The organism is Collinsella sp. i05-0019-G5 (assembly GCF_042851345.1).
Lineage (GTDB): Bacteria > Actinomycetota > Coriobacteriia > Coriobacteriales > Coriobacteriaceae > Collinsella.
Genome location: NZ_AP031421.1, coordinates 2,484,205 through 2,499,709 on the forward strand (window position 1 = coordinate 2,484,205; position 15,505 = coordinate 2,499,709).

Genomic DNA, 15,505 nt, shown 5'->3' on the forward strand with positions numbered 1-15,505 from the left:
TGGCCACCATTTTAATTCGCTAGGCCGCCCGCCCGTCCCAGTAGTCCATGAGGGGAGGCTCGAGGCCGAACATGTCGCGGACGCGGGTCGAGCAGGAGCCGTTGGCGAGCTGGCGGGCGACCGTGGACTCCGCCGCGCGCGAACCCGCCGCCATGAAGGTGCGGCACCAGCGGAACCAGTCGAGGTAGGCTCCCAAGTGCTTGGTGGACACTCCCTTGAAGCGGGCCATGAACGAGCCGAGGAGCGAATGGACGGCGTTGATGCGGTTGATGGTGCCCTCCGAGCGGTCCTTGGAATCATAGGATTCATGCGAGGCGACCTTCAGGTCGCGCAGCACGTCGATGTACGCGGTCGCCTTGTCCGTGGCGACGACCGCGCCCGCGCCGATGCGGTCGCGAAGGGCCTCCGCCGCACGCTTGCGCGAGACAACGCCGCGGCCCGAGACCTCGAAGAAGGTGGCGTCCGTGTCGCTAACGCCCGTCATGACGCAGATCTGCTCGCGGGAGAGGCCGCGCCTGTGGACCTGCTTGCCGCGGTGGCGAGCCTTTCTCGGCAGGGTGAAGGAGCCTTTTGAATGGTTGCCCTTGAAGGACTCGGGGAAGTACGTCTCGTCGAGCTCGCAAGCCTGCCCCTGCCCCACATGGAACGTGGGCGAGTATTCCTTCAGGCACTCAATGAGCCTGTGGCGCATGGTGTAGGCGGTCTTGAGGCAGACACCGCAGCGGCCGGCGCACTCGCGGAGAGGGAGCATGAGGGCGAAGCACTCGGCATAGGCCATCCAGGTCTCGCGGGGCAACTTGCTCGTGCCGAGGATCCGGTCGGTGGAGCCGGAGAACGTCCTGCCGCAGTCGCGGCAGAGGTAGCGCTGCTCGCCGTTCCTGGACTTGCCCTTCTTGACGATAGCGACCGAGCCGCAACGGGGGCAGCGCTCTACCTCATAGCCATCTCCCGCCGCATCGTCGAACATGGCGGCGCGGACGACGTCCCCGACCAACTCGACGGCTTTACGGCGCTCGGTCCTGCTGAGCTTCGCCAGGCTCTTCTTGAGGGTGATGACCAGGTCGTCTGCATCCATGGGCGCTCCTTCGACGTTAATTGAAGGGTACCGCCTCGCGGTGACATCGTTTTTATGTCAACCTTGGTCTAACAGAGCCAAAGAAAAAGCCTCCGCAGGTTTCCCCGCGGAGGCTTTCGCCACAAAGACTATTTGTCGGCGTCGGTGTCGGCATCGACGACGGCATGGTCATCGTCAGCATCATCGGATGCGGCTTCGGCATCCTCCTGCATGGCCGCCTGCGCAAAGGCCGCGGCATCAGCCGCCAGCTCCTCCTCGCTCATTCGAGGCGCGCGCTTCTTGGTCGGCATGCCGGCCGCCTTGGCATTGCGCTCCTCCTTGGCCGCCAGGATATCGCCCTCGCGCTCAAGGTAGGCATTCCACTCGTTGTCGAGCAGGGCGTTCACGGCGTCGCCTTCGACGGTCTCGCGCTCAAGCAGCACCTTCGCCATCAGATCGAGCTGATCGCGACGGGCATCCAAAATCTCGACCGCACGACGATGGGCTTCGCGCATGATGCGCTGAACCTCGATATCGATGCGGCGCGCCGTCTCCTCGGAGTAATCCTGATGATCGGCATAGTCGCGGCCCAGGAATACCTGATGCTGTGCCTCGCCAAAGACCTGAGTGCCCAGCTCCTCGCTCATGCCCAGGCGCGTGACCATCTCGCGCGCCATCTTGGTTGCGCGCTCCAGATCGTTGCTCGCGCCCGACGTAATATCATCGCACATGAGCTCCTCGGCAACGCGACCGCCCAAGAACACGGCAAGCTCGTCGAGCATCTCGTTCTTGGTCTTGAGGAAGTGGTCCTCCTGCGGAAGCTGCAGTGTGTAGCCCAGAGCCTGACCTCGGCTGACGATCGAAATCTTGTGAACCGGATCGGAGTGCTCCAGGATGTGGCCCACCAGGGCGTGACCGCTCTCGTGATAGGCAATCGTGGTGCGCTCGGCCTCGGTCATCACGCGACCCTTGCGTTGCGGTCCGGCAATCACGCGCTCCATCGACTCCTCGACCTCGTCCATCGAGATCACGGAACGATGACGGCGAGCGGCCAGCAGCGCAGACTCGTTGAGCAGGTTCGCTAAATCGGCACCAGTAAAGCCAACGGTCATCTGGGCGAGCTTCTCAAACTTAACGTCCTCGTCCATCGGCTTGTTCTCGGCATGCACGCGCAAAATCTGCTCGCGGCCCTTCACGTCCGGACGGTCGACCGTAACCTGACGGTCAAAACGGCCGGGACGCAGCAGCGCCGGATCCAGAATGTCGGGGCGGTTGGTGGCGGCGATCAGGATGACCGACTCGCTCTCCTCAAAACCGTCCATCTCGACCAGCAGCTGGTTGAGCGTCTGCTCGCGCTCGTCGTGGCCGCCGCCCAAGCCGGCTCCGCGCTGACGTCCCACGGCATCGATCTCATCGATGAAGATGATCGACGGGGCCTGGGACTTGGCCTCCTTAAAGAGGTCACGCACACGGCTGGCGCCGACACCTACGAACATCTCGACAAAGTCGGAACCCGAGATGCTAAAGAACGGCACGCCCGCCTCGCCGGCAACGGCCTTGGCCAGCAGCGTTTTACCGGTGCCCGGAGGGCCAACCAGCAACACGCCACGCGGGATCTTGGCGCCCAGCTTGCGATAGCGATCCGGATCGCTCAAAAAGTCACGGATCTCCTCGAGCTCCTCGACTGCCTCGTCCACGCCGGCAACGTCTTCAAACTTGACCTTGGGGCGTGTGGCCTCGTTGGTCTTGGCGTTGGTCTTGCCAAACTGCATGTTCCTGTTGTTGGCGCCCATCATCTGGCGCATAAAGTAGAACATGATGGCGATAAGGGCGATCGTCGGAAGCACACTCATCGCCAAGTCGCCCCAAAAATCGGGATCGTTGGTGTTGACGATGTACTTGGTATCGGGGTGCTCCGCCATGAGCTCGGCAAGCGAATCGGAGCCGACATAGGTCGAAGAGAAGCTCTTGAGCTCGCTCGTATCGCCCTTGTCCTTTTTTGTCTTCCAGTAATGACCCGTCACGCTTCCATCTTGAACCGTATAGGTCAGATCTTCGACGCGATCCTGCTTGATGGCGCTGACCATCTCGCTCGTCGCGAGCTTAACGGTATTGCTGGAATTGGCAAAGCCGGAGCCCATGTTAAAGAAGGCGTAGCCCAGAAGCGCGCAAGCCAAAATAAAATACAGCCAGCCCGTACGCGTGGGCTTCTTGCCTCCGGGCATCCCCGGGATCTTTGGGTCCCGGGGAGTCTGGGAATTGTTGTCGTTACGGTCGTCGGGCATCTTACGAATAAACCTCCGGTTTCAAAATGCCCAGATACGGAAGGTTGCGATAGCGCTCGGCATAGTCGAGGCCGTAGCCCACCACAAAGGCATCGGGGCAATGGGTTCCAACATACTTGGGCGTGATGGCCGAGACGCGGTCCTCAACGTCCTTCCACAGGAAGGCGGCGACCTCCAGAGAAGCGGGCTTGCGGCTCTCGAGGTTCTTCATCAGATACTTGAGCGTCAGGCCCGAGTCCAGAATGTCCTCGACGATCAGCACGTCGCGACCGCGGATGTCGATATCCAGGTCCTTAATGATACGCACGATACCCGAGGACTTCACACCGTCGCCGTAGCTCGAAACAGCCATGAAATCGATGTTGGTCGGCAGCTCGATCTTACGCATCAGGTCGCCCATAAAGACCACGGCGCCGCGCAGGACCGCAATCAGCACCAGATCCTTACCCGCGTAGTCGCGCGTAATCTCCTCGCCCAGGCGAGAGACGATACCGTCGATATCCTCCTGCGTGAACAGAACCTTCTCGATATCCGGATGTTGAGAAGCCATGACAACCCTTTCTTGTGCTTATCGCCCACACACCGCCGTATGGACGCGAACTACACATTCTAGCAGCGCACGGGGTAAATTTACCAGCCCGTGCGCCATCAGCGCGGGAATACCGTCAACGTCGCACAGAATAGCAGGCGTGGGACGCTATTCCGCATCGACCACGCGGAGCAGATATGCCACGCGCGTTGCGGCCGTGCACTTAAAACGCTCGTCCGCGCGAACTCCGGCGACCCACACCACGGCACCCCCCGGCGCCGTCCTCACCATGGGCACGCCGGCGCGCTCGGAAACGGGAATGCGAGCCTCACCTAGCAAATCGGATACTTTCTTGCTTCGGCCACTCATCCCTAACGGGCACATCACGTCTCCCGGTGCGGGACCGTCCACCCACAGGCGCGCCAATCGCGCCTCTGCAGGGATCTCGCCACGTGAGCCCGCCAGGATCCGCTCACTATCGCTGTCGGCAAAACCCAGGGCAGCCGCGTCTACCAAAGCTGTCACTTCCCCGGCAGCCGCAAGCTCACGGGCGCGGCGCACGATGTCGCATCCCGGCTCAACGACCATCGGCTCTGCGACCAGCATACATCCCCCGCCCAACGGCAAACGACCGGGTACGGTAACCCAGTCCGCGACCAGGCCCTCGCGAGCCACCGGCGCCTTAAACGCCAGCATGCCAAACTCAATGCGTGCGTCAATCCCCGCCGGAAGCGTGACCGAGCCGGTGCCCTCGGCAACGCAGGAAAGGACTCGCTCCACATGTCGCATCTCGGGACGAGCGTCCGGATCGATGCGTTTGATCGCCAGTCGCACGATGCGCCGCGCGATTACCACCTCGGCCGCAGCAAGGCGCCTGGCATCGAGCACCAGCGCGCCCGCTGCCTCTTTGCGCAAACAGCTTCGAAACGCCTGTGCCGAAAGCTGAGACAAAAACGCGTCCTCATCGCCTAAGATCTCGCAGGCGGCGCCAATCGTCTTGCACACGCTCGCGTTGCGCTGCGCCACCACCGGCATCACTCGATGGCGCACGTAGTTTCGCAGATACGAGATATCCTCATTGCTCTCGTCTTCACGCCACGGCTGACCATGTACCTGTAGATAGCCCACGAGCTCGCCATGAGTTAGGTCGAGCAAGGGACGCACCACGATATTCCTCCGGCGAGGAATGCTCGATAGACCAGCGGGCCCCGAACCCTTAATCGCGTTCATCAAAAACGTTTCCGCGCGATCCGAAGACGTGTGCGCGGTGCAGATACGAGCCGCCGTTCGCGGTGCCCCCGTCTGGGCGCAGAGCTCGCGAACATACCTTCGCGCCGCGGCATAGCGCACCTCGCGGGCAGCCGCCTCGATATTGCCCGATTCATCATCAAAATAGGCATGCTCAACACACAGCGGTAGACCATATTGTGCGCAGAGCTCACGCACAAAGGCCTCGTCGCCATCGGACGCCTTGCCGCGCAGATGATGGTTCACATGCAGCACGTGCAGTCGCTCGCGCGCGATGGGGGCAACACCGCGTCCGTCTTGGATATCCAGCTTTGATGTGCACGCCATAAGAAGCAGTGCCGTCGAGTCCGCGCCGCCTGATACCATGAGCACGACAGGAGCAGCCTGCTGTCTCGTCCGGGTCTCATCGACTGCCCCAGGCACGGCATGGTGTCCATAATGCTGAGATACCGTAGGCATTTGCTTCCTCCTCTATTCGTCCGCACCCATTGTATCCTTTGGAATCTTATGTCTCGTCTGCACCTTCATATCCTCGGCAGTGGCTCTAAAGGCAACTGCGCGCTCATCGAGGGCCCGCAGGGGCTCATTATGGTCGATGACGGACTGTCTCGCCGCGAGACATTAAAGCGCATGGCAGAACTGGGGCTCTCGGCTGACAACGTCTCGGCTCTTCTCATTACTCATGAGCATAGCGATCACATCAAGGGCCTCGATATCTGGTGCAAGCACTGGCACGGCCCCCTCTTTGCCAGCAGGGGCACTCTTTCGAACAAAGAAAATCTTTCGCATCTGCCTGTCGAGGAATTCGATCCCGGTGACACCCTTTCCATTGCCGGCATCCACGTGCAAACCTACTCAACATCACACGATGTCATCAATCCAGTCGGCTATCGATTCAATGCTCTCGATGATTCCATCGGCTTTGCCACCGACACCGGAGAGCTATCGAGCCAAGCCATGAACACCCTCAAAGATTGTCGAGTCCTCGCGCTCGAAAGCAACCACGATGCGACCATGCTGCGCGAGGGAGAATATCCCCGCTTTCTTCAGGAGCGCATCCTGTCTGCAAGGGGACACCTCTCCAACGGCCAAGCCGCCGAAGCCGCGCGCGAACTTGTTACCGATCGCACCGAACAGCTCATTGCCATGCATATCAGCCAAGATAACAATCGTCCGAGCCTTACCGTCAAAAGCTATGCCAAAGCTCTGGCCGCAACCCTGGATGACGAGCTCGGCAGCTCCGCCACCCTTCTCCAAGGATCGCGAAAACTCTCGATACGCCCCGCAAGCCAGTATCGGCCAGCAACCATTCAATAGACTGTCCTAAACAGCAAAAGGGGCCGGGAATCGCTTCCCAGCCCCTTTTGTTGTCTTTTAATAGCGAAGAACACCAACGAAGTTATTCGATGGAGATCTTCGTAACGTTCTTCTTCTCGACAATCTTAGGAACCGTAACGGTAAGGATGCCGTCGGCGTACTTTGCAGAAAGGCCCTCGCTCGAAGCATCCTTCAGGTACACACCGCGCGTCGCACTGTACGAGCTAAACTCCTTCTGCAGGAAGTTCTTGCCCTCGTTCTCTTCGCTCTCCTCGACATTCACGCTAATGGAAAGACGACCCTCATTGAGCTCAACGTCGATGTCATCCTTGGCGACGCCAGTCAAATAAGCCTTGACCTCGTAACCGTCGCCCTTGTCCTCAACATCGACGGGAAACGCCTTAGAGGCGATAGAGTTATTTGCCAGGTCGGTCATATCATCAAAGAGATCAAACAACGAGCTAGCAGAGGGACGAACTCCAAAAACCGAACGATAAGGAACCATGCTTGCCATGACTACCACTCCTTTAAAGGACTGCCGAGCCATCTTCTAGGTGGCAGGGACTTCTTTTGACGCTCTAATATATGCCCACCCAATTCGTATATATACACTTTGATATAAAGTTTTTTAAGTCTCTTTCTATAAGCATATCTAAGTCTTAGTGACTAAGGTTTTAACGAGGTTAAGGTTCTTTGAACAGAGCCTTGAATACCGAATACGCGCCTGTCAAAACGAAGCAGGGGGCTTACAATGAGCGCATACTCATTGCTAATGACAACCTAAGGGCATCATGGACGATCAGACCTCCGACAATTCGTATGAGCCGCTACAGAATGATAGTTCTGCCTATTCACAGCCCATACGCTACCATCGTCCCCATATTTCCCAAGAGCCCATTAACGATGCAGAGCCTGAGTATGTAACTCGCAATCGATATCAAACCCTTGAAGAATCTCAATCAGCTCGTAGACACATGGGTGTCGCCTCGAGCGATCCGGTGTATCTAAAAGATGCCCCCTTATCCAAAAACAGCGTATGCAGCCAGGAGCAATCACAAACACCCACCAAGCAGCATCGCAGAGGACCCCGTCCCAAGCAAACTCTAACGCATTCCGCACGCTATCTTGAGACGCCTAAGCAGGGGAAATCGATATTTACATCGTCAAACAGACGGCGCAAACAGCACCGCCTCCAAATCGCGCTCTTGATCATTGCCGTCGTGGCAATCGCGCTGGTCATTCATTTTATTTTCTTCAAATAGAGAAAGCTATTAAAGCATAGAGGCGTTTAGCCCATATCGACCAAACGCAAAATAGGGGGAGGCCGCAAGGCCTCCCCCTTCTTCAGTCCAAGCGTACGGCTCGGTGCCGTCCACCGGTCAGCGGCGCCCTGGCCTCCCACGGGCTGACCCCGCAGTACTCTCGGCGCGATGGGGCTTAGCTTCCGGGTTCGGAACGGGACCGGGCGTGCCCCCCATGCTCTGGCCGCTGACCGGTGGGCGGCGCCCACCGTTACGGTGTCCTGGGTCTCACTCTACACGTGCCCTGGGGGCCGCATGGCGCATAGGGGAGTGACTCGGGGGCATCCTCGTGCCCGGACCGCGCCTATGAGCGCTGGGTCCCGCGGGCCGCGAGGTGCGGTTCCGGAAGAGCTCGGGCGATTAGTGCGGCTCGGCTGAGGACGTCGCCGTCCTTGCACCTGCCGTCTATCGACCAGGTAGTCTACCTGGGCCCTTACCGGAAGGAGAACTAATCCCTGGAACGGCTTCCCGCTTAGATGCCTTCAGCGGTTATCCGCGCCGCACGCGGCTACCCGGCCGTGCCGTTGGTCGACAACCGGTTCACCGGAGGTGCGTCCACCCCGGTCCTCTCGTACTGGGGGCAGCCTCCATCGATTCTCCTGCGCCCACGGAGGATAGGGACCGAACTGTCTCACGACGTTCTGAACCCAGCTCGCGTACCGCTTTAAACGGCGAACAGCCGTACCCTTGGGACCTGCTCCAGCCCCAGGATGCGATGAGCCGACATCGAGGTGCCAAACCTTGCCGTCGATGTGGACTCTTGGGCAAGATCAGCCTGTTATCCCCGGAGTACCTTTTATCCGTTGAGCGACGGCCCACCCACTCGGGGCCGCCGGATCACTAGAGCCTGCTTTCGCACCTGCTCGGCTTGTGGGCCTCGCAGTCAAGCCCGCTTGTACTCTTGCATTCAAAAGGACGGTTGCCGACCGTCCCGAGCGGACCTTCGCGCGCCTCCGTTACCCTTTAGGAGGCGACCGCCCCAGTCAAACTGCCCGCCTGGCACGGTCCCCGAGCCGGTTGACGGCCTCGGGTTAGGACGCCGGTCGCGCGAGGGCAGTATTCCAAGGGCGGCTCCCCGGGGGCTGGCGCCTCCGGATCTTAGCCTCCTGCCTATCCTCTACACGCGGGACCAGCGGCCAATGCCAAGCTGCAGTGAAGGTTCACGGGGTCTTTCCGTCCTTCCGCGGGTAAGTCGCATCTTCACGACCAGTGCAATTTCACCGGGTCCATGGTCGAGACAGCGCCCAAGTCGTTGCGCCTTTCGTGCAGGTCGGAACTTACCCGACAAGGAATTTCGCTACCTTAGGACCGTTATAGTTACGGCCGCCGTTTACCGGGGCTTGGCTTCGGGGCTTCGCGCGATGCGCTAACTCCTCCGCGTGACCTTCCGGCACCGGGCAGGCGTCAGACCCTATACGTCGCCTTGCGGCTTCTGCAGAGTCCTGTGTTTTTGGTAAACAGTCGCTTGGGCCTCTCCACTGCGGCCCGCCTCCGCTCCCCGGGCAAGCCGGTTCACGTACGCGCGGGCACCCCTTCTCCCGAAGTTACGGGGCCATTGTGCCGAGTTCCTTGACCATGGTTGACCCGATCGCCTCGGTATGTTCTACCCACCCACCTGTGTCGGTTTGCGGTACGGGCGCGCACGCGCCTGCCTAGGGGTTTTTCTAGGGACCTCGGGCTCACTCGCTTCGCTCAGTCGCTTCGTCCGGAGCCTCGCCCTCAATGCGGACCGGATTTCCCTGGTCCGCGGGCCGCGCTCCATCACGGGGACGTCCAGAACCCCGCCGAGCCACCCCCATCCGTCGCCCCGTCGGTCGTAGCGCCGCGTGCGCGGTGCAGGAATGTCTGCCTGCTGCGCGTCGGCTACGCCTACCGGCCTCGCCTTAGCCCCCGACTGACCCTGGGAGGATTAGCCTTGCCCAGGAAACCTCGGGTTCACGGCGGACGAGTTACTCTCTCGTCTCTCGCTACTCATGCCAGCATTCTCACTCCCATGCGCTCCACCGTCGGTCGCCCTCCGGCTTCTCCGCCCATGGGAAGCTCCCCTACCGATTCTAATGAATTAAAATCCCGCCGCTTCGGTGTCCAGCTTAGCCCCGTGTATTGTCGGCGCATGTCCACTCGACCAGTGAGCTGTTACGCACTCTTTGAATGGATGGCTGCTTCTAAGCCAACATCCTGGTTGTCTGGGCGGACGCACATCCTTTGCCACTCGGCTGGAACTTGGGGACCTTAGCGGGCGGTCCGGGCTGTTTCCCTCTCGAGCACACAGCTTAGCCCACATGCTCTGACTGCCGCGCTCTGGGCCGCCGGCATTCGGAGTTCGGTTGGATTCGGTAGGCGGCGAAGCCCCCTCGTCCATCCGGTGCTCTACCTCCGGCGGTGAACGCGCGACGCTAGCCCTAAAGCTATTTCGGGGAGAACGAGATATCTCCGGGTTTGATTGGCCTTTCACCCCTATCCGCAGGTCATCGCCGCCGTTTTCAACCGACGTGCGTTCGGCCCTCCACGGGGTCTTACCCCCGCTTCAGCCTGCCCACGGATAGCTCACCCGGCTTCGCGTCCGCGGCGCGGGACTCAAGTCGCCCTGTTAAGGCTCGCTTTCGCTCCGGCTCCCTTTCGGTTAACCTCGCCCCGCGCCAGCGACTCGCTGGCTCATTCTACAAAAGGCACGCCGTCACAACTGAAAGTTGCTCCGACTGCTCGTGGGCGCACGGTTTCAGGTACTGTTTCACTCCCCTCCCGGGGTGCTTTTCACCTTTCCCTCACGGTACTGGTGCGCTATCGGTCACAGGGTAGTACTCAGGCTTGGATGGTGGTCCACCCAGGTTCGGACCGGGTTTCACGTGCCCGGCCCTACTCAGGGACCGCGTCGCGCCGTCCGGTCTGGGTTCGCGTACGGGGCTGTCACCCGCTGCGGCCGGCCCTCCCATGCCGTTCCGCTCCCCAGCCGGACCTGCGCCCGGGGGCGGCAGCCCCCGGATGCGCGGCCCTGCAACCCCGTCGGCGGAACCCCTGCCGGGTATGCCCGCTCGACGGTTTGGCCATCGGTCCCCTTTCGCTCGCCGCTACTCGGGGAGTCTCGAGATTGATTTCCTCTCCTCCGGGTACTTAGATGTTTCAGTTCCCCGGGTTGTCCTCCCCGCCCCTATGTGTTCGGGGTGGGGATATGCACACTGCTGTGCATGGGTTCGCCCATTCGGAGACCCCCGGGTCGAAGGATGTGTGCTCCTCGCCGGGGATTATCGCAGCTTGCCGCGTCCTTCATCGGCTCCCTGTGCCAAGGCATCCGCCGTGCGCCCGTGGTATCTTGCGGGACCGCATCGGGCCCGCGGGATATCCACGTGTCGCTAATTAATCTAATTAATCGATATCATGAATAGCGCTCGTATGTCGCAATTCGGGTATCTCATACCGCGGCACAGTAGTTGAACTGTGCTCGCGATCAGATGCTCCTCACTCATTAATAAGTGAATTCTTCTTGTTTGGATCGGATGAATGATTGCTATCATTCTGTCTGATAAATCGCAGAAAAGAATCGAGTCTGGAAGAGAATCTCTTCCATCTCTCTCCTATCGCTATGCGGCTCTCAAGGTACGCGGGTGCGACCCCGGGGACCGGGTGCTGCGGGGAATCATCCAGGCGACATCTACCGGACGGGCTCCTGCCCTCCATTCGAGTTAAAGTATGTCTCTCTAAGAACGTATCTCCCTAGAAAGGAGGTGATCCAGCCGCACCTTCCGGTACGGCTACCTTGTTACGACTTCACCCCCCTCACCCTCCACACCTTCGGCGCCTCCCCCCTTGCGGTTGGGCCGGCGACTTCGGGTGCAGACGACTCGGGTGGTGTGACGGGCGGTGTGTACAAGGCCCGGGAACGCATTCACCGCGGCATGCTGATCCGCGATTACTAGCAACTCCGACTTCATGGGGGCGGGTTGCAGCCCCCAATCCGAACTGGGGCCGGCTTTCCGGGATCCGCTCCCCCTCGCGGGGTGGCATCCCTCTGTACCGGCCATTGTAGCACGTGTGCAGCCCAGGGCATAAGGGGCATGATGACTTGACGTCGTCCCCGCCCTCCTCCGCCTTGACGGCGGCGGTCCCGCGTGGGTTCCCGGCATCACCCGATGGCAACACGCGGCGGGGGTTGCGCTCGTTGCGGGACTTAACCCAACATCTCACGACACGAGCTGACGACAGCCATGCACCACCTGTATGGGCTCCTCTCGGCCACGGGGTCTCCCCCGCTTCACCCATATGTCAAGCCCTGGTAAGGTTCTTCGCGTTGCTTCGAATTAAGCCACATGCTCCGCTGCTTGTGCGGGCCCCCGTCAATTCCTTTGAGTTTTAGCCTTGCGGCCGTACTCCCCAGGCGGGACGCTTAATGCGTTGGCTGCGGCACGGGGGGATCGTCCCCCCACACCTAGCGTCCATCGTTTACGGCTGGGACTACCAGGGTATCTAATCCTGTTCGCTCCCCCAGCTTTCGCGCCTCAGCGTCGGTCTCGGCCCAGAGGGCCGCCTTCGCCACCGGTGTTCCACCCGATATCTGCGCATTCCACCGCTACACCGGGTGTTCCACCCTCCCCTACCGGACCCAAGCCGCGGAGGTTCCGGGGGCTTCGGGGGGTTGAGCCCCCCGCTTCGACCCCCGGCCTGCCGGGCCGCCTACGCGCGCTTTACGCCCAATGAATCCGGATAACGCTCGCCCCCTACGTATTACCGCGGCTGCTGGCACGTAGTTAGCCGGGGCTTCTTCTGCAGGTACAGTCTTGACTCTTCCCTGCTGAAAGCGGTTTACGACCCGAAGGCCTCCGTCCCGCACGCGGCGTCGCTGCGTCAGGGTTCCCCCCATTGCGCAAGATTCCCCACTGCTGCCTCCCGTAGGAGTCTGGGCCGTGTCTCAGTCCCAATCTGGCCGGTCGGTCTCTCAACCCGGCTACCCGTTGTCGGCACGGTGGGCCGTCACCCCGCCGTCTACCTGATGGGCCGCGGAGCCATCCCCTCCCGTCGGGGCTTTAGCCGGGGTGCCATGCGGCACCCCGGGGTATCCGGTATTACCCGTCCTTTCGGGCGGCTATCCCGGGGGAGGGGGCAGGTTCTCCACGTGTTACTCAGCCGTTCGCCACTCGCTTCTATCCGAAGATAGGTGCCGTTCGACTTGCATGTGTTAGGCGCGCCGCCAGCGTTCATCCTGAGCCAGGATCGAACTCTCCGTCCAAAATAAATGGGCTTCGAGCCCGTCCGGTCCTCACAACTATTAGCTGATCGGTTCCGTTCGATTCATATGGTTCTATTAGATAGGAAAAGGAATTTCTCGGGGCCGCCTCTCGGCGGCCTTGCGAAAAACAAATCCAAGTTAGACCATTTCAAATGGTTCGATGTCTGCCCGGATGCGACACTCGGAAGTGTCCATCCTCGCAGTATCCGGTTCTCAAGGTGCACGCTTTGCGGCTCATCCGGTCCGACCGGGCCGCGCGGCAAGGAGATATATTGCCAGACCGGAGGGGCCCCGGGGGCGGGAATCTGGGCGTACACATTTCCTACACATATAAGTACTCTCGGCTGGCTGGTTAAAAACAGGAGGGGACCTCGCTTCCGAGATCCCCTCTTTCGCCTATCTATAGCAATAGACTCTTAAATACCTTATGCCAGCAGCTTGCGACCGGACTCCTCGATCGCGTCAAGTGCTGCATCTGCCTCGGCGGCATCCGCGCCCTTAGCGAAGATGTACAGCTTGATCTTGGGCTCGGTGCCGGAAGGACGAACAATACCCTTGTTGCCACCCTCAAGATCGAACTCAATGACGTTAGCCTTCGGCAGGCCGTTCACGCAGGTGTTGTAATCCACGACGGCCTCAATCTTGGAACCGGCGAGCTCCGCGGGCGGGTTCTCGCGCAGACCGGCCATGATGCCGGCCATCTTTGCCGCACCCTCAGCGCCCGGATAGCTCAGCGAAATCGTCTTGTTGTGATAGTAGCCATGCTTCTCGTACAGCTCGTGCATCGCATCGGCAAGGTTCTTGCCCTGGAGCTTGTAATACTGTGCCATCTGGCAAATCAGAAGCGAAGTGCTCACGGCGTCCTTGTCGCGCACGTGGTCGCCGGCCAGATAGCCGTAGCTCTCCTCGAAACCGAAGATAAAGCGATCGACCTCGCCAGCATCGGAAAGCGAGGTAATGATGTCACCGATGTACTTGAAGCCCGTCAGGCAGCGACGGAGCTCAAAGCCGTACTCGTCGGCCAGTGCGTCAACCATGGCGGAAGAAACGATAGTAGTGACAGCAACCTTCTTAGTGAGGTCCTCACCGCGAGCAGCGCGGGTCTTGCAGATATAGTCGAGCAGCAGAACGCCCATCTCATTGCCGGTCAGCAGCAGATAGTCATCGCTATTCTTAACGGCAACGCCAACGCGATCGGCGTCAGGATCGGTTGCAAGCAGCAGATCAGGGTGAACCTGCTCGCACAGGTCAATGCCCTTCTGCATGGCCTGGCGAATCTCGGGGTTAGGATACGGGCAGGTCGGGAAATCGCCGTTAGGCTCCTTCTGCTCGGGAACAACCGTGACATCGGTGATGCCAGCGCGCTCGAGCACCGTCGTGACGGGAATGAGGCCGGTGCCGTTGAGCGGAGTGTAGACGAGCTTAAGCGGAGCGCCAGCGATCTCCTCGGCAGAAAGGTTGGTCACGCCGCGGGCGAGAACGGCGTCATAATAACGCTCGAGGCACGAGTCATCGATCCATTTGACCAGACCCTGCTCAAGAGCCTCATCGAAGTCCATGGACTTCACGCCGGTAAACGTATCGGTCTCGGCGATAGCCTTAGAAATTGCATCGGCAGCCTCGCTGGTAATCTGGCAGCCGTCGGGGCCATAGGCCTTATAGCCGTTATAAGGCGCTGGATTATGACTAGCGGTCATGCAAATGCCACCGGAGCACTTAAGGTCACGGACGGCCCAGGAAAGCGTCGGCACGGGAGAAATCTTAGGATACACGAGAGCAGTCACGCCGTTTGCCGCAAGAATGGCAGCCGTCGTCTTAACGAACAGTTCACCCTTATTGCGGCTATCGCGAGCGATGGCAACCATCGGATGCTCGAAGGTCGCATTGAGGTAGTCAGCGAATCCCTGCGTCGCGCGACCGACCGTATAAATATTCATACGGTTAGTGCCTGCACCGATAGTGCCACGTAGACCGGCGGTACCGAAGGCGAGATCTTGGAAGAAAGCGTCGGTGATGGCGTCTTCGTCACCCTGCTCCTTCATTGTGTTGAGCTCAGCGAGGAGCTCCTCGTCCTTGACATTGGCAATCCAAGTATCAAGCAGCTCATGAACATCTGCCATGTGAGTCCTTCCGTCACAAACAATAAAACAACCCGTATAAAACAGGACAAGCGCATCAGCGCGCTAAAGCAAATATTAGTCCATTGAGAACAGAGAACCGGCCACAGAACGGTGAACGTTTATATTCACCGGTGGATGATTGGATTGATTAAATTGCTTAGAGAATGTCATCTGTAACGCAAAAAAAGGGGGAGGCCGCGAGGCCTCCCCCTTCTTCAGTTCAAGCGTACGGCTCGGTGCCGTCCACCGGTCAGCGGCGCCCTGGCCTCCCACGGGCTGACCCCGCAGTACTCTCGGCGCGATGGGGCTTAGCTTCCGGGTTCGGAACGGGACCGGGCGTGCCCCCCATGCTCTGGCCGCTGACCGGTGGGCGGCGCCCACCGTTACGGTGTCCTGGGTCTCACTCTACACGTGCCCTGGGGGCCGCATG

8 protein-coding genes and 4 rRNA genes are annotated in these 15,505 nt (G+C 60.2%); 2 read left to right on the forward strand and 10 right to left on the reverse strand.

Translation table 11 applies throughout. The annotated features are described in order from the left end of the window. Nucleotides 1-19: 19 nt before the first annotated feature. The 4 genes from ACGHIZ_RS11450 to tilS form a co-directional block, all read right to left on the reverse strand. Nucleotides 20-1,075, reverse strand: coding sequence for an IS1595 family transposase (locus tag ACGHIZ_RS11450; RefSeq protein WP_390446657.1), 1,056 nt, complete (start codon nt 1,073-1,075; stop codon nt 20-22). Between the two features lie 128 nt (nt 1,076-1,203). Continuing rightward, nucleotides 1,204-3,279 carry an ATP-dependent zinc metalloprotease FtsH gene (ftsH, locus tag ACGHIZ_RS11455; RefSeq protein ID WP_390448189.1) on the reverse strand — a complete coding sequence of 692 codons (2,076 nt, stop codon included), beginning with the start codon at nt 3,277-3,279 and terminating at the stop codon, nt 1,204-1,206. Nucleotides 3,280-3,340: 61 nt separating this feature from the next. Then, the gene (gene hpt / locus ACGHIZ_RS11460; protein ID WP_022093938.1) at nt 3,341-3,889 is read right to left on the reverse strand and encodes a hypoxanthine phosphoribosyltransferase; all 549 of its coding nucleotides are present in this window, start codon (nt 3,887-3,889) and stop codon (nt 3,341-3,343) included. A gap of 147 nt (nt 3,890-4,036) precedes the next feature. After that, entirely contained in the window at nt 4,037-5,575 is a 1,539-nt protein-coding gene (gene tilS / locus ACGHIZ_RS11465; protein ID WP_390448193.1) for a tRNA lysidine(34) synthetase TilS, read from the reverse strand. A gap of 48 nt (nt 5,576-5,623) precedes the next feature. Between tilS and ACGHIZ_RS11470 the strand changes: the two genes are divergently transcribed. Beyond that, nucleotides 5,624-6,433 (forward strand): MBL fold metallo-hydrolase, encoded by an 810-nt coding sequence (locus ACGHIZ_RS11470; protein WP_346965017.1) that lies wholly within the window; start codon nt 5,624-5,626, stop codon nt 6,431-6,433. Between the two features lie 82 nt (nt 6,434-6,515). Here ACGHIZ_RS11470 and ACGHIZ_RS11475 read toward each other — a convergent pair whose 3' ends face one another. Further along, a complete protein-coding gene (locus ACGHIZ_RS11475) occupies nt 6,516-6,947 on the reverse strand; it encodes an Hsp20/alpha crystallin family protein (protein WP_368137518.1) in 432 nt (143 codons plus the stop codon). A gap of 277 nt (nt 6,948-7,224) precedes the next feature. On the opposite strand from ACGHIZ_RS11475, the gene ACGHIZ_RS11480 reads away from it, so the two are divergent. Next, nucleotides 7,225-7,695: a hypothetical protein gene (locus ACGHIZ_RS11480; RefSeq protein WP_368137519.1), complete on the forward strand. Its 471-nt coding sequence runs from the start codon at nt 7,225-7,227 to the stop codon at nt 7,693-7,695. A gap of 115 nt (nt 7,696-7,810) precedes the next feature. Here the strand turns inward: ACGHIZ_RS11480 and rrf (ACGHIZ_RS11485) are convergent. The 5 genes from rrf (ACGHIZ_RS11485) to rrf (ACGHIZ_RS11505) form a co-directional block, all read right to left on the reverse strand. Further along, nucleotides 7,811-7,926, reverse strand: a 5S ribosomal RNA gene (gene rrf, locus ACGHIZ_RS11485). Between the two features lie 148 nt (nt 7,927-8,074). After that, a 23S ribosomal RNA gene (locus ACGHIZ_RS11490) occupies nt 8,075-11,050 on the reverse strand. A 399-nt stretch (nt 11,051-11,449) separates the two neighbouring features. Continuing rightward, nucleotides 11,450-12,955 (reverse strand): 16S ribosomal RNA (locus ACGHIZ_RS11495). Together the 16S, 23S and 5S rRNA genes form the textbook arrangement of a ribosomal RNA operon. A gap of 425 nt (nt 12,956-13,380) precedes the next feature. Beyond that, nucleotides 13,381-15,075 carry a phospho-sugar mutase gene (locus ACGHIZ_RS11500; RefSeq protein ID WP_390448197.1) on the reverse strand — a complete coding sequence of 565 codons (1,695 nt, stop codon included), beginning with the start codon at nt 15,073-15,075 and terminating at the stop codon, nt 13,381-13,383. Nucleotides 15,076-15,323: 248 nt separating this feature from the next. After that, nucleotides 15,324-15,439 (reverse strand): 5S ribosomal RNA (rrf, locus tag ACGHIZ_RS11505). Between the last annotated feature and the right edge of the window lie 66 nt (nt 15,440-15,505).

Excerpts from the sequence above, each read along its gene's own strand:
- ACGHIZ_RS11450 (WP_390446657.1), bottom strand. The coding sequence starts at position 1,075 with ATGGATGCAGACGACCTGGTCATCACCCTCAAGAAGAGCCTGGCGAAG.
- tilS (WP_390448193.1), bottom strand. The coding sequence starts at position 5,575 with ATGCCTACGGTATCTCAGCATTATGGACACCATGCCGTGCCTGGGGCA.
- hpt (WP_022093938.1), bottom strand. The coding sequence starts at position 3,889 with ATGGCTTCTCAACATCCGGATATCGAGAAGGTTCTGTTCACGCAGGAG.
- ACGHIZ_RS11475 (WP_368137518.1), bottom strand. The coding sequence starts at position 6,947 with ATGGCAAGCATGGTTCCTTATCGTTCGGTTTTTGGAGTTCGTCCCTCT.
- ftsH (WP_390448189.1), bottom strand. The coding sequence starts at position 3,279 with ATGCCCGGAGGCAAGAAGCCCACGCGTACGGGCTGGCTGTATTTTATT.
- ACGHIZ_RS11470 (WP_346965017.1), top strand. The coding sequence starts at position 5,624 with ATGTCTCGTCTGCACCTTCATATCCTCGGCAGTGGCTCTAAAGGCAAC.
- ACGHIZ_RS11500 (WP_390448197.1), bottom strand. The coding sequence starts at position 15,075 with ATGGCAGATGTTCATGAGCTGCTTGATACTTGGATTGCCAATGTCAAG.
- ACGHIZ_RS11480 (WP_368137519.1), top strand. The coding sequence starts at position 7,225 with ATGGACGATCAGACCTCCGACAATTCGTATGAGCCGCTACAGAATGAT.